Genomic DNA, 22,004 nt, shown 5'->3' with positions numbered 1-22,004 from the left:
GTGCGGCCCATCGCTTTTCCGGGCCGTCCACTACCACCCGTCCGGAGAGCCCCCGCCTCCGGCCTCTCTCCCACCCCTCCGCCCCCTCCGGGGCGTCGCCGCGCCGGGGCTCCGGGCCTGTACCGGGATGCGGTCGACGGACCTGGTGCGCGCGCCACCGGGGCCCTGCCCCACGCCGTGTCCGACGACGCCGACCGCCGCGTCGCCCCGCCGCACCGGCCCGCCCGCCGCAGCCGCCCACCCGCGCCAAAAACGGGACCCAGGAGACGTGCTCCCAGGCCCCGTTCGGGGTTGTGTCGCGCGGGGTGCGCTATGCCGTGACCGTGTCCTCCGGCTCAGGCTCGGGGGAGGATTCCGCCTCCGCCGCCGCCTCCTCGACGGAGTCCTCACGCGTCGGCGGCACCTCGTCGTCGCCGCGCGCCGCCATCCGGGCGCGGCGCTCGTCCGCCTTGGCGCACAGCGCGCGCACGGCCGCGTTGAAGCGGTCGATGGACGGCGGGTCGGACGGGCCGAGGAGGTGTTCCTTGAGGGCGACCCGGGCCTCGGCGTGCGTGTCCGGCGCCTCGCCCCTGACGGCCGCGAGCAGCGCGGGGACCTCGGTCGCCTCGGGCGAGAGGATCGTCGCCGCCCGCACCGTCGGGAACCCGGACCGGAAGTCGTCCTCCGAGAGCCCCGACGTGTTCGCCACGGCGTACGGCTTCTCGCTGCTCAGCCAGTCGGAGACGACCGAGGAGACGTCGGAGATGAGGACGTCCGCCGCGTTGAAGCAGGTGAAGATCGCCGGCCGCGCCTGCGTGATGATCAGGTGCTCCCACTCGGGGAAGGACGCCCAGTACGCCTCCTCCCACGCCGCGGTCGCCTCGGCAACCGCCGCCGCCCGGTCCCCGTCGGGCCGGCCCTGGAGCAGCATCCGCTCCATCTCGTCCGTGCCCTTGGGGAACTTCGTGGAGGTCAGCGCGTTGAGCGCCTCGAAGCGACGCTCGAGCTCGACGGCGGCCTCGGGGCCCGGACGCGCGCCGGAGCGGCGCGTGTTGGCCTCCTGGATCATCGCCATGATGCGCTTGTTGGCCTCGCCCGCGGCGGGCACCTGCGAGCCGGTCATCGGGTGCGGCTTGTAGATGAGCCGCACCTTCGGGTCGTCGAGCAGGTGCCGGACGATGTTCTCGCCGGCGAGGATCACCGAGGTGTTGCCCGGGTTGCCGTCCCAGCCCTCCCAGGTGGGGGCGTAGAGGACCGTCGTGAAGTGTCCATCAGCGGCTCCGCCGCGGGCGCCCGTCGCCGGGCCGGACGCCAGCTGGATGGGGGCCAGCTGCGGGCGGCCCACCTCCACGACGTCCTTGTCGTCGACGCCGACGTCGGCGAGCTGGTAGCGGTCGCGCGCCGCGGGGCCCGCCACCCACACCTCGTCGTACGCCTTCGCGTACGGGTTGCAGGACGACAGCTTGTCGGACTCGCCGTGGTTGATGAACGCGTGCTTGATCGTGGGGATGCGCAGGACCTGCGAGGTCTTCGCGGCGTTCGCCGGGTGCAGCAGCATCTTCAGCGTCGAGTTCTCCAGGGAGAACATCGTGGCGACCTTCGGGAAGCAGATGATCGGCACGTCGGTGGCGTCGATCTTGTTCACCATGAAGCGCTCGCGCAGCACGAGCAGCGGCTTGCCGTCGACGTCGGCGAGCGTGGAGAGCCACATGTTCGCCTGGTACGCGGAGGTGGTGCCGCCGGAGAAGTACATGCCGACGGTCGGCTGGTACTCGGCCAGCCACGCGTCGAGCCACTCCATGACCTTGGCGTCGCTCACCGGACGCTTCTTCGGCAGCAGCCACGTGCCGAGGAAGATCGTGCCGAAGAGGAAGAGGGCGATGGAGACACCGATGCCGATGACGCCCCACACCGCGTTGGTCGTCGCGGCCGTGATCACCAGCCCGAGCGTCGACGGGATCGCGAACGTCAGCAGGCGGTGGGCCGCGCGCCGGGCGAGGAGGCGCGGCGGCGACTTCGTCAGGTTCAGCGCGGACGCGTCGATGTTGCGCGTGACGATCGGCAGCGTACGGGAGCGGCGTACGAGGACCGCGGCGGCCTGGCACGCGAAGTGCAGCAGGTACATCGCCAGCACCATCACGAGCAGCGGCGCCTGCTCGTCGAGCGGGTTGATGCCGCTGATGCGCAGCAGACCGACGAAGATCAGCATGTCGCGCAGCAGCTGACGCACCGTGACGTCGAAGCGGATCTTGCCGAGCAGCGACAGCAGCCCCGGCTGCTTGTACTGCAGGTATGTGTCTAGGGCGAGTCCGGCCGCGCTCGCGGCGACGAAAACGGGTACGTACGGAACGAGCGCGCTGACGAGCTGGGCCACATAGAGCGCGAACATCGTGAACAGCGCGGAAAGCTGCACGAGGCGGCGCGAGGCACGTCCGGCGGAGGGCACGGGCTGGGCTCCTGGCAGGGGGTCTCGGAGGGTGGGGGGACCGTGGGGGAGGTCCACCTCGCGGAAATGCTGACCACTGACCGTATGACTTTCTGTGGCCCCCTAGCAATCCTCCGGGGCCGTAAGCAGTAGAAACACGGGCAAATGGCGTGAATGCGCGGGGACCGACTCCCTTTCCTGGTTACCGGGCGTTCCACGGCCCTGTCCGTACCTCGAAACCCAAGAGCGGCCGAAGGGGCAGGTCACGTACATTGCCAGGCATGTCAGGGGCATCAACTGGGGCAGCGTCGGGAACGTCACGGCAGGGCGTGGCGGACGCCCGCCGGATCGTCGTCAAGGTCGGATCGTCGTCACTCACGACGGCGGCGGGGGGACTGGACGCGGACCGCGTCGACGCCCTCGTCGACGTCCTGGCGAAGCACCGAAGCGGAGGAGAGAAGGAGATCGTCCTCGTCTCCTCCGGAGCCATCGCCGCCGGCCTCGCACCGCTGGGCCTGACCCGCCGCCCCAAGGACCTCGCCCGCCAGCAGGCCGCGGCCAGCGTCGGCCAGGGCCTCCTCGTCGCCCGCTACACCGCCTCCTTCGCGCGCTACGGCGTCCGTGTCGGCCAGGTCCTCCTGACCAGCGACGACATGGCCCGCCGCGCCCACCACCGCAACGCGTCGCGGACCCTCGACCAGCTCCTGGCCATGGGGTCCTTCCCGATCGTCAACGAGAACGACACGGTGGCCACGGACGAGATCCGCTTCGGCGACAACGACCGGCTCGCCGCGCTCGTCGCCCACCTCGTCCACGCCGACCTCCTCGTCCTGCTCTCCGACGTCGACGGCCTCTACGACGGCGACCCCAGCAAGCCCGGCAGCTCCCGCATCGCCGAGGTGCGCGGCCCCGCCGACATAGCGCACGTCAAGATCGGCTCCGCCGGGAAGGCGGGCGTCGGCACCGGCGGCATGGTCACCAAGGTCGAGGCCGCCTCGATCGCCGCGGCGGCCGGCATCCCGGTGGTCCTGACCAGCGCCAGCCACGCCGCCGATGCCCTCGCGGCCCGCGACACCGGCACGTACTTCCACCGCACGGGCCGCCGCAGCGCCGACCGCCTGCTGTGGCTCCAGCACGCCTCCACCCCGCAGGGCGCCATCACCCTCGACGACGGCGCCGTACGGGCCGTGGTCGAGCGCCGCAAGTCGCTGCTGCCCGCCGGGATCGCGGCCGTGGAGGGCGAGTTCACCGCGGGCGACCCGGTCGAACTGCGCGACGAGAACGGCACCGCCGTCGCCCGCGGCCTCGTCAACTTCGACGCCAAGGAGATCCCGCAGCTGATCGGCCGCTCCACCCGCGAACTCGCCCGCGACCTCGGTCCCGCCTACGAGCGGGAAGTCGTACACAGGGACGACGTGGTCATCCTCCCGGCTTGAAACGGGCCGCGCGCCTTCGAAATCGCCTGTGTGAAAGGCCGAAAGCCTGCCACCCGAGGGGGACCTTCCCCAAAACCGAGGCAAGAAGCTCCGTGTCCTGCTGAACTCTTGGGGGGAGTTCATCCAGGGAAGGTCCGCACGACCATTGCGCAAAGGAGGCCGTCGTGAGACGAGCGCGCCCGGGGGCCGCGTCCAAGGGGCCCCGAGGGTCGGCCGAGCGGGCGCTGACGAGCGTGGCCGCGGGGGACGCCTACCAGGAGGAGACCGCGGGAGAGGCCAATGAGGGGAGCACTGAGGAAGGCCCCCGGCTCTGGCACGTCACGCTCAGCGTGTCCGGCGCTGAGGCGCCGCTCGCGGAGGTGCGCCGCGGCCTCGAACAGCTCGCGCACGACCACCCCTTCCTGCTGACCAGCCGCTACGCCGTGGACCACGCCGAGATCCGCTACTGGGAAGAGGCCCGCGACCTGCACGACGCGGCAGCCGTCGCCCTCCGCCTCTGGGGCGAACACCGCCGCACCTCGCAGCTCCCGCCCTGGGAGATCGTCGGCCTCGAGGTCATCGACCGCCAGACCTACCACCACCGCATCGCCGAGGGCTACGGCCCACTCCCGGCGACTCCGGTAGGCGTCCACCCCTTCTAGGTAAAAAAGGGGCGCGGGGCTGTGTCGATGTGCGGCTCCGCCGCGTGGGCGCGCGCAACACCGGCCGGCCGCAACGAGGCGAAAACCTCCACCTCTGTGGCCCAGGCCGTTTTGAGCCATGTCTCACCTCCCGAAACATGAGGCCGACCGGGACCACACCCCCGATACCCTGCGGAGCATGACGTCGCTGCCGCTGAACCCCTACGACTCGATGACCCCGGTGACCCAGACCGCGTACCGCGCGAGGTCCGCCGCCAACGACCTCTCCGCCCTTCCGCGCGCCGAGAAGGACGACGCCCTCGGCGCGATGGCCGACGCCCTGGAAGTCCGCACCGCGGAGATCATCGAGGCCAACGCGAAGGACATCGCCAAGGCCCGCGAGGCCGGCACGTCCGAGGCGATCATCGACCGCCTCACGCTCACCGCCGAGCGGATCCGCGCGATCGCGTCCGACGTGCGCGACGTCATCGCCCTGCCCGACCCGGTCGGCACCGTCGTCCGCGGCAACACCCTCCCGAACGGCATCGACCTGCGCCAGGTCCGCGTCCCGCTCGGCGTCGTCGGCATCATCTACGAGGCCCGGCCGAACGTCACGGTCGACGCCGCCGCCCTCTGCCTCAAGTCCGGCAACGCGGTACTGCTGCGCGGCAGCTCCTCCGCGTACGAGTCGAACACCGCGCTCGTCCGTGTCCTGCGCGACGCCGTCGGCGGTGCCGGGCTGCCCGCCGACGCGATCCAGCTGGTGCCCGGCGAGTCCCGCGAATCGGTGACCGAGCTGATGCGCGCCCGCGGCCTCGTCGACGTGCTGATCCCGCGCGGCGGCGCCTCGCTCATCAAGAACGTCGTCGAGAACTCCACGGTCCCCGTCATCGAGACCGGCACCGGCAACTGCCACGTCTACGTGGACGCCGCCGCCGACCTCGACATGGCCGTCGACATCCTCGTCAACTCCAAGGCCCACCGCGTCTCCGTGTGCAACGCCGCCGAGACCCTGCTCGTCCACAAGGACATCGCCGACGCCTTCGTGCCGCGCGCCCTCGACGCGCTCGCCGACGCGGGCGTCACCGTCCACGGCGACGCCCGGATCCTCGCGTACGCCCCGCAGTCCAAGGCCGAGGTCGTCGAGGCGACCCCGGACGACTGGGAGACCGAGTACCTCTCGTACGACATCGCGGCCGCCGTCGTCGACGACATGGACCGCGCCGTCGAGCACATCCGCCTGTGGTCCTCCGGGCACACCGAGGCCATCGTCACGACCTCGCAGCAGGCGGCCCGCCGCTTCACGCAGCTCGTCGACTCCACGACCGTCGCCGTCAACGCGTCGACGCGGTTCACCGACGGCGGCCAGTTCGGCTTCGGAGCCGAGATCGGCATCTCCACGCAGAAGCTGCACGCCCGCGGCCCCATGGGCCTGCCCGAGCTCACGAGCACGAAGTACATCGTCACCGGCGACGGCCACACCCGATGAATTCCCGCACCGTCTGCCCAAATTGACCCCTTCGGTCTACGCTGGACGGGTGCCGGAGGACGTGGGGGGCACGCCGTTCCCGGACGGCAGGGAGCCCGACGACGACCACGACCGCGGGGGCTGGGACGAAGAGTTCGCCTCCGTGGTCTTCGACGAGGACTTCGTCAGGGCTGCCGAGGTCCATGAGCCCACGGCGGTCGAGCGTCTGCTCGCCGCCGCGCAGGCGCGCGCCGAGGCCCAGGAGGCCGAGGCCCGCAGGACCCGCACACGGCCGGGCTCCGACGACGACTTCTACGACGAGTCCGACGGATACGGCCGCGGCGAGGACGGCGAATTCGGCCCCTACGGGGACGAGTCGGACGAACTGTACGAGGAGGAGCTCGACCGCGAGGGCCGCCCGGCGGGCAGCATCCGCTGGCGCAGGCCCGTCGCCTGGGCGCTCGCCCTCCTGATGGGCATCGGCATGGTCGCCCTCGCCTTCACCGCCGTCTACCGCGGCGCGTCGGCCGGCAGCCAGGACGAGGTGCCGCCACCGGCGACGACGGAACTGGAGAAGAACGCTCCGGGCTCGCCCTCGGCCTCAGCCGACTACTCGCAGCCCGCCGTCTCCGCGGTCCCGCGCACCCCCTGAAGGGGCGCTCGGGGCGCACGCGCGGGCGTCCGGCAAGTTGACGCGCACCAGGGCGTTTACCTGACGACCCGGAGACCTACCCTGAAGGTATGAGCGGGCCAGGAGACCCACCGGAGGGGACGCCGGACAGCGGTCCCGGCGGTGGCGGCAGCGAGGAAGAGTACCGATCCGTCGTCTTCGACGAATCGTTCGTCAAGGCTGCCCGCCTCCAGGAGTTCTCCGCGCAGGAACGCATGGGCGACCACTCGCCCGCCGTGCGCCGGCTGCCCCTGCTGCGCCGCGGACTGACCCGGCAGGCCGTCATACTCGTCGTCCTGATCGTGGTCGCCTTCGGCACCGCGGTCTACATGGGCGTACGCAGCCCGTACCGCACCACGCCGCTGGCGCGGGACACCGAACCGCTGCGGATGACCGTCATACCCCTCGCCCCGACGGGCCGCGTGCCCGGCGCCGACTCCGTGAACGAGCTGTACCGGCACAGCCCCGCCGCCGGATTCAAGAGCGCAGCCCGCGCCATCGACCTGCCGGCCGAGCCGCACCGCACCGCGCACTTCTCCGACAGCCAGGTCGTCACCGCGCTCACCACCGCCAAGGACTACCTGGTCGACTCCTCGCTCGACCCCGACGTGCTCACGCACGGCGCCGTGCGCCCCGTACGAATGCTGATCGACCCGCAGCAGCTCCCGCAGTTCGACCGGAGCGTCGAGCGGCCCGTCACCGACGGACGGCACGCCGCCACCGGCTGGCTCGTCCGCTTCGACCCCGAGCGGACCCGGCTCGCCGACCCGCGCATCCGGGTCCGCGGCGCGCTGCACGCCACCGAGAGCACCGCGGACACCCTCGAAGTGACCTCCGACCACACCTTCGTCTACGCGCTGCGCCCCACGGCGAAGGCGGCGGACGGCAAGAAGACCGAGGCCTCCCTGTTCACCGTCCGCCGCGTCATGCACTTCCGCTTCGACCGCCAGGACCTGCGCAACCACCAGACCGAACTGCTCGTGTCCTACGTCCAGGCGGGCCCCCACGCCTGCTCGTCCGACGCCGCCGGATACCTGCACCCGCTGCTCGCCGGGGAGAGCGCCAAGGAGGGCGGCCCCGCGGGCACCGACCCGTACGCGACGGACAGTGCGACCGCGCTGTGCGGCGCGCTCGCACCCGACGCCCAGCCGAAGGTGTAGCCCCCGCAGCCCCGCGGACGGCTCAGCTCTCGGCGCCGTCGTCCTTCGTGCCGTGGTTGCCCGTGTTGCCGCCGCCGAAGTTCCCGAAGCCGCGCCGCACCCGGCCGCCCAGGTCGCCCGCGCCGCCCGCGATGTCGCTGACCAGCTTCATCAGCGGGTCCTTCGAGGTCTTCACGGAGTCCGTGTAGTGCGAGGCCGACTCGCGCCACGAGTCCGTCACCGAGGTGTCCTTGTCCTCGCTGCGGCGCGGGTAGTGACCGTCCATCAGACGCTGGTAGTCGCGGGTCGCCGCCCACTTCTTCAGCTCGGCGGCGCGCACCGTGGTGAACGGGTGGGAACGCGGCAGCACGTTGAGGATCTTCAGGACGGAGTCCCGCAGATCGCCGCCCGCCTCGTACTCCTCGGCCTGCTTGAGGAACGCGTCCACGTTCATCTCGTGCAGATGGTTGCCGCCCGCGATCTTCATCAGTCCGCGCATGGACGCCTCGAGGTCCTGACCCACCAGCAACCCCGCGCGGTCCGCGGAGAGTTCGGACTTGCGGAACCACTCGCGAAGGGCCGTCACGATCGCCATGATCGCGAGGTTGCCGAGCGGGATCCACGCCACGCGCAGCGCCAGCGTCGTCAGGAACAGCAGTATCGTCCGGTACACCGCGTGCCCGGACAGCGCGTGCCCCACCTCGTGGCCGACGACGGCCCGCATCTCCTCCTCGTCGAGGAGCTCCACGAGGCCTGTGGTGACGACGATGATCGGCTCGTCGAGGCCGATGCACATCGCGTTCGGCTGCGGGTCCTGGTTGACGTACATCGGCGGGACCTTCTCCAGGTCCAGGATGTAACAGGCGTCCTCCAGCATCGTGTTGAGATGCGCGAACTGCTCCTCGGACACCCGCACCGAGTCCGACAGGAACAGCAGGCGCAGGCTGCGCTCGGGCAGCAGCCCGCTCAGCGCCTTGAAGACCGTGTCGAACCCGCTCAGCTTGCGCAGCGCGACCAGCGCCGAGCGGTCCGCGGGGTGCTCGTAGGCCCGGGAGGAGATCCCCGGGAAGCGCCGGCGCTGCCTGCTGGGTACGTTCTCGTGCCGCTCGTTCGGTTCGTCGGGCATCCGACTTCCCCCATGTTCCTCGTGTCCGGTCGTGCCCCCAAGGTGGGGTCCACACTAGGCGGATATACCGTGACGGGGCAGCACACCGAAGGAGCGAACCGTCATGGAGCACATCGATCTCGTCCTGAGCGCGGCATCGGGCCAGGGCCCGGGGAATCTGTTGCGCGGCGTGCTGATCGTGGGCGTGGTCGGCGCCGTCCTGCTCGCCTGGTTCCTGTTGCGGGGCTACAAGCGCGACGACTGACCCCACCGCTTACGATGGGTCAGAAGTCTTTGTCCCGATCCCACACCGGATAGGTCCTCCAGAAGATGAGCCTCCACAGCACCGCTGCCCAGCTCGCCACCCTCGCCGCCGAGGGCGAGAAGGGCGGCAATCACGAAAGCCTCAGCCCCCTGGTGACGGGCGGTGCCGCTTTCGTCATCCTGCTCCTGCTGCTGTGGATCACCACGCGCTTCAACCGCGACCGCTGAGCCCGGACGGAACCACTGAGAACGGGCCAGTAGGCTCTGCACGCATGGGAGCGCAGGACATGCCTACCGGCCCGGTCAACAGCCCGGCCGGCGGCCCGGATCGTGAATGGGCCTCACCGGCCAAGCGACGCCTCGGCGTCATGGGTGGCACATTCGACCCGATCCACCACGGACACCTGGTGGCGGCCAGCGAGGTCGCCGCGCAGTTCCACCTGGACGAGGTGGTGTTCGTGCCCACCGGGCAGCCGTGGCAGAAGAGCGACAAGAACGTCTCCCCGGCCGAGGACCGCTATCTGATGACGGTCATCGCGACCGCCGAGAACCCGCAGTTCTCGGTGAGCCGCATCGACATCGACCGCGGCGGCCCGACGTACACCACGGACACCCTGCGCGACCTGCGCCAGCTCAATCCGGAGACGGATCTCTTCTTCATCACGGGCGCCGACGCGCTCGGCCAGATCCTCACCTGGCGCTACACGGACGAGCTGTTCTCCCTGGCACACTTCATCGGAGTCACGCGGCCGGGCCACACGCTCGCCGACCCGGGCCTTCCGGAGGGCGGCGTCTCGTTCGTCGAGGTCCCCGCCCTCGCCATCTCGTCCACGGACTGCCGTGACAGGGTCGCCAAGGGGGACCCCATCTGGTACATGGTGCCGGACGGTGTGGTGCGCTACATCGACAAGCGCCAGCTGTACCGAGGCGACTGAACCCTGCACCGCCGAGAGGGGCATCGGTGAACGACCGATACGACGGTTACGACCAGCAGAGTTACGAGCTGGTCGGCTATGACGAGTCCGGGCAGCCGGTCTACCGGCCGGTGCGGCAGGCGCCGTCGTACGAGCAGAACTCCGCGTACGGATACGGCTACGACCCGTACGCGACCGGTCAGCAGCCCCCGCAGCAGCAGCCCCAGCAGCCCACCGCGTACGACCCGTACGACCCGTACGGCGCGGCCGCCCCGCAGCGCACCGAGCAGGCCACCGCCTACATCCCGCAGCAGGCACCGCCGCAGCAGCCCCAGCAGCCCCAGCCCCCGCAGCACCAGGCGCCGCCCCCGCGGGCACCGCAGCAGGAGAGCGACTACCGCACCGAGCAGTTCCAGTTCGTCGAGGAGCCGGACGAGGACTCCGAGGACGTCATCGACTGGCTGAAATTCACCGAGTCGCGCACCGAGCGCCGCGAGGAGGCCCGCCGCCGCAGCCGCAACCGGGGTATCGCCCTCGTCGTCGTCCTCGTCCTGTGCCTGGTCGGCGGCGTCGGCTACCTCTGGTACCAGGGCAAGCTGCCCTTCCTGTCGAAGGACTCCGGCACGGCGGGCACGGCCGCGGCGACCGGGCCGCAGAACCGTGACGTCATCGTCGTCCACCTGCACAACACCAAGGGCGGCGCCACCTCCACGGCGCTGCTCGTGAACAACACGACCACGAAGCGGGCCACCACCGTCCTGCTGCCGAACTCCCTCGCGCTCTCCGGCGAGGACGGCACCAGCACCACGCTCGCCAAGTCCGTCGACGAGGACGGCTCCTCCGGGACCAGCGACGCCCTCGACACGCTGCTCGGCACCGACATCGAGGGCACCTGGCGCCTCGACACCCCGTACCTCAACAACCTCGTCGAGCTCGTCGGCAACATCGAGGTCACCACGAACACGAGCGTCCCCGACCCCGCCAAGAAGGGCACCGTCCTCGTCCACAAGGGCGCGGACCAGACCCTCAGCGGCCCGGCGGCCGTGGCCTACGCGACGTACCGTGGCAAGGGCGAGCCGCAGACGGCGCAGCTGGAGCGGTTCGGGCAGGTCATGCAGGGCGTGCTGCGCAAGATGTCGTCCGACCCGCAGGCCGCGACGACGACGGTGCAGACGCTCGCCCAGATCCTCGACCCGTCGCTGACCGAGAAGGACCTCGGCGCGTTCCTCGCCAAGCTGGCCGACCGCGCCAAGGAGGGCGACTACAGGAGCGAGGTGCTGCCGGTGCAGAGCGGCGGCGCGATCTCCCGCTCCACCGCGGACTCCGTGGTCGAGAACGTGCTGGGCGGCACCGTGAAGGCCCCGGCCGACGGCGACTCGCTGCGCGTCGGCATCGAGAACGCGACCGGCGACAGGTCCCGCACCGAGAAGGCCCGCGTCGCCCTGGTCAACGGCGGCTACACCTTCGTCTCCGGCGGCACCGGCACGACGGTCGCGACCTCCCGCGTCACCTACGCGGACGCCGCGCACAAGAACGACGCCGTCGAGGTCGCCAAGACGCTCGGCCTGCCGACCTCGGCGGTGACGAAGGGGAAGGCGGAGAGGAACGCGGACGTGTCCGTGGTCCTCGGCCGGAACTACACCGGTCGGTGACCGTGAGGCGTGTCGGTGGGCCGTGAGACCCTTGGGGTACCCCCCTGAGGGATCACTCGGGGGATTCAGACCGCCGACGGAAAGCCTTGCAGTGACCGCCACCGACCGTTCCATCGAGCTCATCAACGCCGCCGCGCAGGCGGCGGCCGACAAGCTCGCGCACGACATCATCGCCTACGACGTCAGCGACGTGCTGTCCATCACGGACGCCTTCCTGCTCGCGTCGGCGCCCAACGACCGCCAGGTCAAGTCGATCGTCGACGAGATCGAGGAGAAGCTGAACAAGGAGCTCGGCGCCAAGCCGGTGCGCCGCGAGGGCGACCGCGACGCCCGCTGGATCCTGCTCGACTACGTCGACATCGTCGTCCACGTCCAGCACAGCGAGGAGCGCGTCTTCTACGCCCTCGAGCGCCTGTGGAAGGACTGCCCCGAGCTCGACCTGCCCGAGGACGCCAAGGCGACCCGCGGCAAGGGCGCCGAGCACGCGCAGGAGCAGGAGGCCGCGGCCGAGGGCGAGGTGCTGTGACCGCCACCCCTCGGGGTCGGCGCGTCATCCTGTGGCGGCACGGCCAGACCTCCTGGAACCTGGAGCGCCGCTTCCAGGGCAGCACGGACATCGAGCTGACCGAGACCGGCGTCGCCCAGGCCCGCCGCGCCGCCCGGCTGCTCGCCTCCCTGAAGCCGGACGCGATCGTGGCGTCCGACCTCAAGCGGGCCGCCGCCACGGCGGCGGAGCTGACCGCGCTGACCGGCATCGAGCCCACGTACGACGAGAACCTGCGCGAGACGTACGCGGGCGAGTGGCAGGGCCTCACGCACGAGGAGATCATCGCCCGGTACGGCGAGCAGTACGCGGCGTGGAAGCGCGGCGAGCCCGTGCGGCGCGGCGGCGGCGAGCTGGAGACCGAGGTGGCCGACCGGGCGGCGCCCGTCGTGCTGCGGCACGCGGACAAGCTGCCCGACGACGGACTGCTCGTCGTGGTCAGCCACGGCGGCACGATCCGCACCACGATCGGCCGGCTGCTCGGCCTGGAGGCCCACCACTGGGAGGGGCTCGGCGGCCTGTCGAACTGCTGCTGGTCCGTCCTCGGCGAGGGCGCGCGCGGCTGGCGTCTGCTCGAGCACAACGCGGGCACGCTGCCCGAGCCGGTGCTCGGCGACGACGACTGAGACCGGTCCCCGAGGGTCTCGGGGGCCGGATTTCACTTTCTGGCAGGTCGCAGGCTAAAGTTCTTCTTGTTCGGGCCGCCGGGGAAACCCCCGGGGGAGCGGATGAAGGCAAGGGGCTATAGCTCAGTTGGTAGAGCGCTTGCATGGCATGCAAGAGGTCAGGAGTTCAATTCTCCTTAGCTCCACAGGAATCGAAGATCCCGTCCCAGAAGGGGCGGGATTTTTCGTTGCCGGAACGCGGTTGGTCTGAGGTGCGGCGGCCGCCTGGAACGTATACCTCTGTGGACGCCACCGTGGCCGTGGCAGAATCGGACGGCCGGTACGGCGGCCCGTTTGGGGAGGGAGTGCGCGATGCCCTTGAGCATCAACGAGGAGGCCGATCGCTTCCTCGGCATGACGGAGTCGTCCCTCAACTGTCCGTCCTGCGGCTCCCACCACGTCGCCCAGATGCTCGGCGACAACGGCGGGATCTCGTACGTGTGCACGGCCTGCGGCCACAGCTGGAGCTGAGCGGAACGACATGGGTGCACACAGGAGGAAGTGCGACTGGTGCGGCAGCGGTACGCCCATCGTGCGGGACATGGAACCGCTGAACCCCGACTACCAGTACTGGTGCGAGGAATGCGCGCGGGCGCTGATCATAAAAGGCGACCCGATCGAGACGTATCGGGAGCTGGAGGGCGAGCCGATCTACGGCCGACTCCTCGACGAGCACTGCACGCTCAAGCGGTTCTACTCGTTCGCCACAGCCTGACCGCCGCATACCCGAGGAACGCGCAGGCCACCGCGACGTAGAGCGCGGAGAGCGCCGACTGCCCCGGGTTCTGGTGGAGTTCGGGCCTGCCGTCGGCGTGCGGCACCCACCACAGCGCGTACGCGCAGAACACGAGGGCGGTGGCGGCGGCGGCCCGCGTCCGGCCCGACTCCCACACGAGCAGCACCAGCGGCACGCACCACACCCAGTGGTGGGACCACGACACCGGACTGATCAGCAGCGCCGTCAGCGCGCAGGCCACGACCGCCTGTGCGCGGCGCCCGCGCAGCGCCGCGGCCACCGCGACCGCGAGCCCGACGAGCGCCGTCACCGCGGCGGCGGGCACCCACCAGGCGCTGGGGTCGCCGGTGTGCAGCAGGCGGGCGAGGACGCCGCGCAGCGACTGGTTCCCGGTCTCCTCGGCGTGGCCCGGACGGTTCGACTCGAAGACCATCCGCGTCCAGAAGTGCCGGGAGTCGCGCGGCAGGACGACGGCCGTCACCACGGTCGCCGTGACGAACGAGCCGACCGCGACGCACGCGCCGCGCACCCAGGGACGCCAGGCCCCGCCGCGCGCCAACTGCGCGAGACCCGTGCACAGCAGGAACACCGCGAACAGCGCGGGCGTCAGCTTGATCGCCGCCGCTACGCCGATCCCCACGCCCACCCAGCGATGCCCCGGGCGCCGCGTCAGGTCCCACAGGACGAGCACGGCGAGCAGCAGATTGACCTGCCCGTAGCGCAGCGTCGTCCACACCGGCTCGCACCACACGGCGACGGCCGCCACCCACAAAGCGTGCTCCACGCGCGCGTGGCGGCGCACGAGCCGCAAGGAGAGGTGGACCAGGGCGACGACCAGGGCCAGGTTCGCGAGCGTCGCGGCGACCTTCATGGTGACCACGTCGAGGAACGTCAGCGGCAGGAACAGCAGCGCGGCGAACGGCGGGTACGTGGTCGGCAGATCGGCGTACGTGGCGCGCAGGGCGTAGAGGTCGCCGCCGGTGCGGACCGTCCAGCCCTCCGCCCGGTAGACCATCAGGTCGATCATCGAGACGTCGGCCACGCGCTGTGCGATCACGAAGGCGGCGAACGACAGCAGGCAGGCTCCGAGGGCTGCCGGGGCGTGGCGGGTGCGGGGCAGGGCGAGCACAGTCACGTGAGGGCACACTAGTAGCTGTCACCAGCGACTTTTCCGTACAGAAGCGGGTGGAACGGAAACGATTTGGTGATGCACCCCGGTGACCGTGTAATGTTGGCGTCGCCGCCGGGGAAACCGACAGGAAAGACCCGGAGGACCACAGCAAGGGGCTATAGCTCAGTTGGTAGAGCGCTTGCATGGCATGCAAGAGGTCAGGAGTTCGATTCTCCTTAGCTCCACAGGAATTGACAGCGGGCCATCCGAATCGGATGGCCCGCTGTCGTGTGTGCGGGGCTGTGTGCGCGAGGCCAGGTCACCTGCGGGCGCGGCTGCGGCCCGGCGGCAGCGCGGGGCGGGCCGGCACACGGCTCAGCGGGGCGGCCGCCGGGGCGTCCCCCTCGATGCGCAGCGCCAGCGCGGGGCAGCGGCGCACGGCCCGTACGGCGTTCGCCTCCGAGTAGCCCGGCACCTCCGCCTCCGCGACCGTGGGGAAGCCGTCGGGGCCCAGCTGCAGCAGTTCGGGCACGATGTCCGCGCACAGCCCGTGGCCCCGGCACAGCGTCCAGTCGACCATCAGCTTCTTCCCGCCGGACGCGGGGGCCTGCGGCGCCTCCGCGTGCAGCGGCAGCACACCCTGCACCGGGCGGCCGCAGCCGGCGCCCAGCACGTGCGCCGCCAGATCGTCCGTGAACGCCGAGATCGTCGACTCGATGAACGCCGCCGAACCGTCCGGGTGCTTGCACGCCCCGCGCCGCTTCACCGCGCGCGTGACCTCGCGCAGCGCCTCGAGGGCCGTCGGACCGCCCCCGTTCAGGACGTCGGCCAGGCCGCGCGCCGCCGCCGGGAGGCCCAGGTAGCAGGGCCCGCACTGGCCCGCGCTCTCCGCCGCCAGCCACTGCGCCACCTTCAGGGCCTCGCCGAGCGGGCAGGTGTCCGGGCCGATCGGCAGGATCGCCCCGGCACCCAGCGCGCCGCCGGAGGCCTCCAGGGAGGCGCGGGAGACGATCGCGTCCTGCGCCCCGACCCCGTCGAGCCACTTGCCGTGGTAGCCGCCCGTGAGGACGCCCTGGGGCAGCGGCGGCGCGCCCGCGAGCTGGAGGACGTAGCGCAGCGGGACGCCGGACGGCACCTCGACGACCATCGGCCGGGCGACCGCACCGGAGATCGTGAGCAGCACCGTGCCGGGCTCGTCGTGCAGGCCGGTGCGGCAGTAGCGCTCGGCGCCCGTGCGGGCGGCGACGGCGAGTTGGGCGAAGGTCTCCGCGTTCGACAGGAGCGTGGGCGCGCCCCCGACGCCGGAGTCGGAGGCGCGGACCTTGCGTCCCGGCGGCATCGGCGGGCCGCCGTCCGCGGAGCGGATCAGGGCCGACGACTCGCCGGTGACCATCCGCACCGGATTGCGCTGCACCCGCGCGCGTAGCGGGGAATTACGGCGGTTGGACAGGCCCCGCTCGGCGAGCGCCGCCTGCATCGAGGCCTCGGTGCTGTCACGGGTCACGCCGACGACGAGGGTGCGGGCCCCGATCGCCTCCGCGACCAGCAGGGCGCCGTCCAGGATCAGGTGCGGCGCCCGGTTGATCAGGACGGTGTCCTTGCGGCAGGCCGGCTCGTCCTCGCTGCCGTTGACGACGACGACCGGGCGCACCCCGCGCCGGATCGCCGACTCCGCGACCGCGCGCAGCTTCTTGGCGAACGGGAAGCCCGCGCCGCCCCGGCCGCGCAGGGATATCGCCTGGGCGAGCTGGGCGAGCGGCTCACCGGCCATGGGTTCCAGCGGGCCGTGCACCTTGAGGTGCATGTCGAGGTCGAGCCGCTCCACGAGGTCGAACCCCGACGTGAGCTGGGGAAGGCCGACGACGCGGACCTCCGGGACGTCGGGCAGTGCCGTGTTCACTGCGTGCCTCCGTAGGGCGTGGTCCAGGGCTCGCCGGAAGCGGGTGCTTGGAAGGGGCCGGGGAGCGGTTCGGTGGGTTCGGGGACGTCTTCGTATACGTGTGTGGGGGCGCCGCTGTTCGGCCCGCCTCCGTAAGAAGTGCCGTCGTAGCCCTCTTCGTAGGCGCTCGGGGCGGGGGAGCCGGGCACGCCTCCGTAGGGGGTGTCGTACGTCGGGTCGTAGTGGGAGGGCGGGGCCTCGGCGGGCGGGGGCGGGGACGGCGTGGGCCAGCGCTCGTCGTGCGCGGGCGCCGCGTACTGCTGCGCGTACGGGAGCGACTGGGTGGGCAGCTCGGAGCGGGGCAGGGAGGAGACCGCGCGGTAGGCGGCCGCGAAGCCGATGTCGGCGGCGGGCGGCGGGGGAGTGGGCTCGTAGGCCGACTGGGGAGGCGGCGCGGGTGCGGTCGTGGGCTCCGTACGGGGCTGGGGGCGGGGCGTTCCGGCCCGCCTGGTGCCGCTCGCGCGCGGGCCCGCGTCCAGGAAGTCGAGGATGCGCACCGCGACCTTGCGGCGGAAGGGCTGCGGCGCGGCCCGCAGGGCGATCGCCCCGGCGACCGCGACCAGGGCGAGGCAGTACAGGACCGTCACGTACGCCTTCGCGGCCCGGCCCGCGTACAGGCCGTGCATGAGGGCGAAGCACCAGGCCGGGTAGGCGAGCATGTGGGTCGCGCGCCAGCGGGCGGCGAGCCGGGCGGGCGAGGCCATGGAGCTGCGCAGCGCGCCCGTGACACCCGTGGTGATCATGAGGAGTCCCGCGGTGACGCCCAGGCCGATCAGGCCCGCGCTGCCCTGGAAGCCCCCGGAGAACGGGATCAGGGCGCCGAGCAGCGTCACGTGCGAGAGCGCGAGCTTCACGCTGATGTGCAGCAGCAGGAAGACCAGCGAGGACACCGCGGTGATCCGGTGCACGGCCTGCGCGAGCAGCCGCTGTCTCGACGTGAGGAAGACCCGGTCGGACGCGACCAGGCCCCACACCACGGACGAGGTCAGCGAGACCAGGGAGAGGACGCCCGCACCGAAGTCGAGCGTCGCCCGCACGGCGTCGCTCCCGCTGGCCACGAGCACGGGCAGCAGGAGGACGACCGCCGCGCTGAGCAGCCCCGTTCTCATGCGACGGCCGACGCCGGGGGTGCGTGAACCGCCCGGCGTACGAAGGGAGTTCAGGGCGTGAGGGGTTCGAGGGTTCATGGGTGCGACTCCGAAATGGTTCGGCACGGTGGTCCCACGGCCCGCACTCTAGGTCGATGCATACCGGGCAGTACGAGGTTTGAGTTATCTCGCTGTTATCTGCTTGATGTTTGGTCTTTGCGTTGTCCCGATAGTGGCCGGTACGCCGAGTAACCCGTGGGGCGGCCGGGGGCGCGGGGAAGCCCGTCGCGGGTCGGTCGAGGGCTGCGGTACCCTGACGCCATGCGTGCCGTACGCCTTCTGCTTAGCAAGCCGCGCTGATCAAGGAATCAACTCAGCGCGGCGTCCCCTCCTGTGCGAGGGGTTTTTTCATTTCCTAAGCACTGGACTTTCTAAGCACTGGCCGCTGGCAGAGACGATCGATGGAGCTTTGAGGATCATGAGCGAGACGAACACCGCCGCCGCTTCCGAGGCGGCGGTCGCGCCGCACCGCTACACGGCGGCCATGGCCGCCGACATCGAGGCACGCTGGCAGGACTTCTGGGACGCCGAAGGCACGTACGAGGCGCCCAACCCGAGCGGTGACCTGGCCGGGTCCACCGAGGAGGACCGGGCGGTCGCGTCGCGGCCCAAGAAGTTCATCATGGACATGTTCCCGTACCCCTCCGGCGCGGGCCTGCACGTCGGTCACCCGCTGGGCTACATCGCCACCGACGTCTTCGCGCGCTTCCAGCGCATGACCGGGCACAACGTGCTGCACACCCTGGGCTTCGACGCGTTCGGCCTGCCCGCCGAGCAGTACGCCGTGCAGACGGGCACCCACCCGCGCACGTCGACCGAGGCCAACATGGTCAACATGAAGGCGCAGCTGCGCCGCCTGGGCCTGGGCCACGACAAGCGCCGGTCGTTCGCCACGATCGACCCGGAGTACTACAAGTGGACGCAGTGGATCTTCCTGCAGATCTTCAACTCCTGGTACGACGACGACCTGAAGAAGGCCCGTCCGATCGCCGACCTGGTCAAGCAGTTCGAGACCGGTGAGCGCGCCGTGCCCGGCGGCGGCTCCTGGTCCGCGCTGAGTGCCTTCGAGCGCGCCGAGATCCTGGGCGAGTACCGCCTGGCGTACGCCTCCGACGCGCCCGTGAACTGGGCGCCGGGCCTGGGCACCGTCCTGGCCAACGAGGAGGTCACCGCCGACGGCCGCTCCGAGCGCGGCAACTTCCCCGTCTTCAAGGCCAAGCTGCGCCAGTGGAACATGCGGATCACCGCCTACGCGGACCGCCTGCTGGAGGACCTGGACGGCCTGGACTGGCCCGAGGCGATCAAGCTGCAGCAGCGCAACTGGATCGGCCGCTCCGAGGGCGCCCGTATCGACTTCGCCGTCCCGTCCGCCGAGGGGGCCGGCTCCGGCGAGGAGCGGATCACCGTCTTCTCGACCCGCCAGGACACCCTGTTCGGCGCCACCTACATGGTGCTGGCGCCCGAGCACGACCTGGTCGAGAAGATCGTCCCGGCCGCCTGGCCCGAGGGCACCCACGACGTGTGGACGGGCGGCCACGCCACCCCCGGCGAGGCCGTCGCCGCCTACCGCAAGCAGGCCGCCTCCAAGTCCGACGTCGAGCGCCAGGCCGAGGCCAAGGACAAGACCGGCGTCTTCACCGGCGCGTTCGCGACCAACCCGGTCAGCGGCGAGCAGGTCCCGGTCTTCATCGCCGACTACGTGCTGATGGGCTACGGCACCGGCGCGATCATGGCCGTCCCGGCCCACGACAGCCGCGACTTCGCCTTCGCACGCGCCTTCGAGCTGCCGATGCGGTGCGTCGTGCGGCCCTCCGACGACCGCGGCACCGACCCCTCGACGTGGGACGACGCGTTCGTCGCGTACGAGGCGGAGCTGGTGAACTCCGCGAGCGACGAGGTGAACCTGGACGGCCTGGGCGTCGCCGACGCCAAGGCCCGGATGACCGAGTGGCTGGAGCGCAAGGGCATCGGCGCCGGCACCGTCAACTTCCGGCTGCGCGACTGGCTGTTCAGCCGCCAGCGCTACTGGGGTGAGCCCTTCCCGATCGTCTACGACGAGGACGGCGTCGCCCACGCGCTGCCCGAGTCGATGCTGCCGCTGGAGCTGCCCGAGGTCGAGGACTACAGCCCGCGCACCTTCGACCCGGACGACGCCGACACGCAGCCCGAGACGCCGCTGTCGCGCAACGAGGACTGGGTCAACGTCACGCTGGACCTGGGCGACGGACCGAAGAAGTACCGCCGCGAGACCAACACGATGCCCAACTGGGCCGGTTCCTGCTGGTACGAGCTGCGCTACCTGGACCCGCACAACGACGAGAAGCTGGTCGACCCCGAGATCGAGCAGTACTGGATGGGCCCCCGCGAGGGCATGCCCACCGGCGGCGTCGACCTGTACGTCGGCGGCGCCGAGCACGCCGTGCTGCACCTGCTGTACGCCCGCTTCTGGTCGAAGGTGCTGTTCGACCTGGGCCACATCTCGTCGGCCGAGCCGTTCCACAAGCTGTACAACCAGGGCATGATCCAGGCGTACGTCTACCGTGACGCGCGCGGCATCGCCGTACCGGCCGCCGAGGTGGAGGAGCGCGACGGCGCGTACTACTACCAGGGCGAGAAGGTCTCCCGCCTGCTGGGCAAGATGGGCAAGTCCCTGAAGAACGCCGTCACGCCGGACGAGATCTGCGCCGAGTACGGCGCGGACACGCTGCGCCTGTACGAGATGGCGATGGGCCCGCTGGACGTCTCCCGGCCGTGGGACACGCGCGCGGTGGTCGGCCAGTTCCGTCTGCTGCAGCGGCTGTGGCGCAACATCGTCGACGAGACGACCGGCGAGGTCACCGTCGTGGACGTGCCCGAGGCCGACATCGACGTGGCGACGCTGCGCGCCCTGCACAAGGCGATCGACGGCGTGCGCGGCGACCTGGAGGGCATGCGGTTCAACACCGCCATCGCCAAGGTCACCGAGCTGAACAACCACCTGGTCAAGGCCTACCAGGGCGGCTCGCTGCCGCGCTCCGTGGCCGAGCGCCTGGTGCTGCTGATCGCGCCGCTGGCCCCGCACGTCGGCGAGGAGCTGTGGCGCAAGCTGGGCCACGACGACTCCGTCGTCCACCAGGACTTCCCGGTCGCCGACCCCGAGTACGTGGTCGACGAGTCCGTGACCTGCGTCGTGCAGATCAAGGGCAAGGTCAAGGCCCGCCTGGAGGTCTCCCCCTCGATCTCCGACGAGGAGCTGGAGAAGATCGCGCTGGCCGACGAGAAGGTCGTCGCCGCCCTGGACGGCGCCGGCATCCGCAAGGTCATCGTGCGGGCGCCGAAGCTGGTGAACATCGTGCCCGCGTAGCGCTCGCGCGCCGGCTCGGGGTTGTTCCCTACGGGCAGGTTGGGGGTTCCGCTGGAACCCTCGGCCTGCCCGTTCCGTTTACCGTGGAGAGAAGCCGGTTGGAGACGGGGCGACCCGGAGGAGAGAGCGCCATGGATGTCGTGCTGGTGATCATTGCGCTGATCTTCGTCGCCTTCCTGGCGTTCGGCGGGTACGTGACCGTGAAGGCCGTCGGCGCCGCCAAGCGCGGCGTGGACCGCAAGGTCGAGCAGGCGCGGCGGGCCGTCGAGGACACCACGCTGCGCGCCAAGAGCTTCGCCCAGCCCGGCACGGCCGCCGAGCTCGCCCAGCTGCGGCTGAAGCTGCGCACCTCCATGCGGGCCACGCAGGACGCGCTGCACGCGCGCGTGGCCGAGGACCCCTCGCTCAAGGAGTCCCTGGGCCTCTTCGAGCGTCTGAGCGCGCACGGGCACGAGGTGGACGCCGAGCTCAAGCGGCTGGAGAGCGAGCCCGACAAGGCGCACGCGGCGCGGCTGCTGCCGGAGCTCAGGGCGCGCACGGAGCAGATCACGTCGTCCGCCGACGCCCTGCGGCACGCGGCCCGCGACCGGGCCTCCCGGTTCGCGAGCGACGACCTGGACGCGCTGCGCTCGCAGATCGACCTGGAGGCGGGGGCGCTGCGGCACTGGACGACCGGGCCCGCCCAGGAACCGGCGGGGCAGGACCCCGCACCGGAGCGGGACAGGCAGGCCATCACTCCGCCAGGCGTACGCCCCGTGTACCCGTGGCAGAAGAAACCCCGCCCGGAGAGCACGACTTGAACCGGTGCCGGTGGGTAGGGGCCGGGCTGCCGCGCACCGGCCGCGG

20 protein-coding genes and 2 tRNA genes are annotated in these 22,004 nt (G+C 71.2%); 17 read left to right on the top strand and 5 right to left on the bottom strand.

What is annotated here, in order from left to right; genetic code table 11:
• Positions 1-310: 310 nt before the first annotated feature.
• Positions 311-2,425, bottom strand: coding sequence for a hypothetical protein (locus ACTWJ8_RS15015; protein ID WP_443264080.1), 2,115 nt, complete (start codon positions 2,423-2,425; stop codon positions 311-313).
• 308 nt (positions 2,426-2,733) lie between these two features.
• Between ACTWJ8_RS15015 and proB the strand changes: the two genes are divergently transcribed.
• From proB to ACTWJ8_RS14990, 5 genes are all read left to right on the top strand, one after another.
• A complete protein-coding gene (gene proB / locus ACTWJ8_RS15010) occupies positions 2,734-3,840 on the top strand; it encodes a glutamate 5-kinase (RefSeq protein ID WP_443264079.1) in 1,107 nt (368 codons plus the stop codon).
• A 164-nt stretch (positions 3,841-4,004) separates the two neighbouring features.
• A complete protein-coding gene (locus ACTWJ8_RS15005) occupies positions 4,005-4,481 on the top strand; it encodes a hypothetical protein (RefSeq protein ID WP_356376974.1) in 477 nt (158 codons plus the stop codon).
• Between the two features lie 178 nt (positions 4,482-4,659).
• Positions 4,660-5,949 (top strand): glutamate-5-semialdehyde dehydrogenase, encoded by a 1,290-nt coding sequence (locus tag ACTWJ8_RS15000; RefSeq protein ID WP_443264078.1) that lies wholly within the window; start codon positions 4,660-4,662, stop codon positions 5,947-5,949.
• Positions 5,950-5,998: 49 nt separating this feature from the next.
• On the top strand, positions 5,999-6,580 hold the full coding sequence (locus tag ACTWJ8_RS14995; protein WP_443264077.1) for an SCO2584 family spore wall biosynthesis protein: 582 nt from the start codon (positions 5,999-6,001) through the stop codon (positions 6,578-6,580).
• An 89-nt stretch (positions 6,581-6,669) separates the two neighbouring features.
• The gene (locus tag ACTWJ8_RS14990) at positions 6,670-7,758 is read left to right on the top strand and encodes an SCO2583 family membrane protein (protein WP_356376983.1); all 1,089 of its coding nucleotides are present in this window, start codon (positions 6,670-6,672) and stop codon (positions 7,756-7,758) included.
• Positions 7,759-7,780: 22 nt separating this feature from the next.
• On the opposite strand, the gene ACTWJ8_RS14985 is transcribed toward ACTWJ8_RS14990, so the two are convergent.
• On the bottom strand, positions 7,781-8,863 hold the full coding sequence (locus tag ACTWJ8_RS14985; RefSeq protein WP_443264076.1) for a M48 family metallopeptidase: 1,083 nt from the start codon (positions 8,861-8,863) through the stop codon (positions 7,781-7,783).
• A gap of 103 nt (positions 8,864-8,966) precedes the next feature.
• On the opposite strand from ACTWJ8_RS14985, the gene ACTWJ8_RS14980 reads away from it, so the two are divergent.
• The 9 genes from ACTWJ8_RS14980 (at position 8,967) to ACTWJ8_RS14940 (ending at position 13,596) form a co-directional block, all read left to right on the top strand.
• Positions 8,967-9,107, top strand: a complete 141-nt coding sequence (locus ACTWJ8_RS14980) for a hypothetical protein (protein ID WP_356376988.1) — start codon at positions 8,967-8,969, stop codon at positions 9,105-9,107.
• A gap of 65 nt (positions 9,108-9,172) precedes the next feature.
• Complete coding sequence (locus ACTWJ8_RS14975; protein WP_356376991.1) at positions 9,173-9,334, top strand: hypothetical protein; 162 nt, start codon at positions 9,173-9,175, stop codon at positions 9,332-9,334.
• Positions 9,335-9,378: 44 nt separating this feature from the next.
• Entirely contained in the window at positions 9,379-10,041 is a 663-nt protein-coding gene (gene nadD / locus ACTWJ8_RS14970; protein WP_356376993.1) for a nicotinate-nucleotide adenylyltransferase, read from the top strand.
• A 26-nt stretch (positions 10,042-10,067) separates the two neighbouring features.
• The gene (locus tag ACTWJ8_RS14965; RefSeq protein WP_443264075.1) at positions 10,068-11,672 is read left to right on the top strand and encodes an LCP family protein; all 1,605 of its coding nucleotides are present in this window, start codon (positions 10,068-10,070) and stop codon (positions 11,670-11,672) included.
• Positions 11,673-11,763: 91 nt separating this feature from the next.
• Positions 11,764-12,198, top strand: coding sequence for a ribosome silencing factor (gene rsfS, locus ACTWJ8_RS14960; RefSeq protein ID WP_356376999.1), 435 nt, complete (start codon positions 11,764-11,766; stop codon positions 12,196-12,198).
• On the top strand, positions 12,195-12,842 hold the full coding sequence (locus ACTWJ8_RS14955; protein WP_356377002.1) for a histidine phosphatase family protein: 648 nt from the start codon (positions 12,195-12,197) through the stop codon (positions 12,840-12,842). Before rsfS ends, ACTWJ8_RS14955 begins: the two co-directional genes overlap by 4 nt.
• 112 nt (positions 12,843-12,954) lie before the next feature.
• Positions 12,955-13,027, top strand: a tRNA-Ala gene (locus ACTWJ8_RS14950).
• Between the two features lie 166 nt (positions 13,028-13,193).
• Entirely contained in the window at positions 13,194-13,352 is a 159-nt protein-coding gene (locus ACTWJ8_RS14945; RefSeq protein ID WP_356377005.1) for a hypothetical protein, read from the top strand.
• Between the two features lie 10 nt (positions 13,353-13,362).
• A complete protein-coding gene (locus ACTWJ8_RS14940) occupies positions 13,363-13,596 on the top strand; it encodes a hypothetical protein (protein ID WP_306323842.1) in 234 nt (77 codons plus the stop codon).
• Here ACTWJ8_RS14940 and ACTWJ8_RS14935 read toward each other — a convergent pair.
• Positions 13,565-14,752, bottom strand: coding sequence for a glycosyltransferase 87 family protein (locus ACTWJ8_RS14935; protein ID WP_443264074.1), 1,188 nt, complete (start codon positions 14,750-14,752; stop codon positions 13,565-13,567). The two genes, ACTWJ8_RS14940 and ACTWJ8_RS14935, sit on opposite strands and share 32 nt — an antisense overlap.
• Before the next feature lie 148 nt (positions 14,753-14,900).
• On the opposite strand from ACTWJ8_RS14935, the gene ACTWJ8_RS14930 reads away from it, so the two are divergent.
• Positions 14,901-14,973, top strand: a tRNA-Ala gene (locus tag ACTWJ8_RS14930).
• A gap of 74 nt (positions 14,974-15,047) precedes the next feature.
• Here ACTWJ8_RS14930 and ACTWJ8_RS14925 read toward each other — a convergent pair.
• Entirely contained in the window at positions 15,048-16,628 is a 1,581-nt protein-coding gene (locus tag ACTWJ8_RS14925; protein WP_356377010.1) for an NADH-ubiquinone oxidoreductase-F iron-sulfur binding region domain-containing protein, read from the bottom strand.
• Positions 16,625-17,776: a cytochrome b/b6 domain-containing protein gene (locus tag ACTWJ8_RS14920; RefSeq protein ID WP_443264073.1), complete on the bottom strand. Its 1,152-nt coding sequence runs from the start codon at positions 17,774-17,776 to the stop codon at positions 16,625-16,627. The genes ACTWJ8_RS14925 and ACTWJ8_RS14920 overlap by 4 nt, the downstream gene beginning before the upstream one ends.
• A gap of 457 nt (positions 17,777-18,233) precedes the next feature.
• Between ACTWJ8_RS14920 and leuS the strand changes: the two genes are divergently transcribed.
• Together leuS and ACTWJ8_RS14910 are read left to right on the top strand one after the other, a co-directional pair.
• The gene (leuS, locus tag ACTWJ8_RS14915) at positions 18,234-21,158 is read left to right on the top strand and encodes a leucine--tRNA ligase (protein WP_443264072.1); all 2,925 of its coding nucleotides are present in this window, start codon (positions 18,234-18,236) and stop codon (positions 21,156-21,158) included.
• A 131-nt stretch (positions 21,159-21,289) separates the two neighbouring features.
• Positions 21,290-21,958, top strand: a complete 669-nt coding sequence (locus tag ACTWJ8_RS14910; protein ID WP_356377018.1) for a hypothetical protein — start codon at positions 21,290-21,292, stop codon at positions 21,956-21,958.
• The last annotated feature ends 46 nt before the right edge of the window (positions 21,959-22,004 follow it).

The organism is Streptomyces sp. SDT5-1 (assembly GCF_052245995.1).
In the GTDB taxonomy this organism is placed as follows: Bacteria; Actinomycetota; Actinomycetes; order Streptomycetales; family Streptomycetaceae; genus Streptomyces.
This window is presented reverse-complemented; position numbering and strand designations above follow the sequence as displayed.

Excerpts from the sequence above, each read along its gene's own strand:
- ACTWJ8_RS15000 (WP_443264078.1), top strand. The coding sequence starts at position 4,660 with ATGACGTCGCTGCCGCTGAACCCCTACGACTCGATGACCCCGGTGACC.
- ACTWJ8_RS14990 (WP_356376983.1), top strand. The coding sequence starts at position 6,670 with ATGAGCGGGCCAGGAGACCCACCGGAGGGGACGCCGGACAGCGGTCCC.
- ACTWJ8_RS14985 (WP_443264076.1), bottom strand. The coding sequence starts at position 8,863 with ATGCCCGACGAACCGAACGAGCGGCACGAGAACGTACCCAGCAGGCAG.
- ACTWJ8_RS14980 (WP_356376988.1), top strand. The coding sequence starts at position 8,967 with ATGGAGCACATCGATCTCGTCCTGAGCGCGGCATCGGGCCAGGGCCCG.
- ACTWJ8_RS14975 (WP_356376991.1), top strand. The coding sequence starts at position 9,173 with ATGAGCCTCCACAGCACCGCTGCCCAGCTCGCCACCCTCGCCGCCGAG.
- nadD (WP_356376993.1), top strand. The coding sequence starts at position 9,379 with ATGGGAGCGCAGGACATGCCTACCGGCCCGGTCAACAGCCCGGCCGGC.
- ACTWJ8_RS14945 (WP_356377005.1), top strand. The coding sequence starts at position 13,194 with ATGCCCTTGAGCATCAACGAGGAGGCCGATCGCTTCCTCGGCATGACG.
- ACTWJ8_RS14940 (WP_306323842.1), top strand. The coding sequence starts at position 13,363 with ATGGGTGCACACAGGAGGAAGTGCGACTGGTGCGGCAGCGGTACGCCC.
- ACTWJ8_RS14920 (WP_443264073.1), bottom strand. The coding sequence starts at position 17,776 with ATGAGAACGGGGCTGCTCAGCGCGGCGGTCGTCCTCCTGCTGCCCGTG.
- leuS (WP_443264072.1), top strand. The coding sequence starts at position 18,234 with ATGAGCGAGACGAACACCGCCGCCGCTTCCGAGGCGGCGGTCGCGCCG.
- ACTWJ8_RS14910 (WP_356377018.1), top strand. The coding sequence starts at position 21,290 with ATGGATGTCGTGCTGGTGATCATTGCGCTGATCTTCGTCGCCTTCCTG.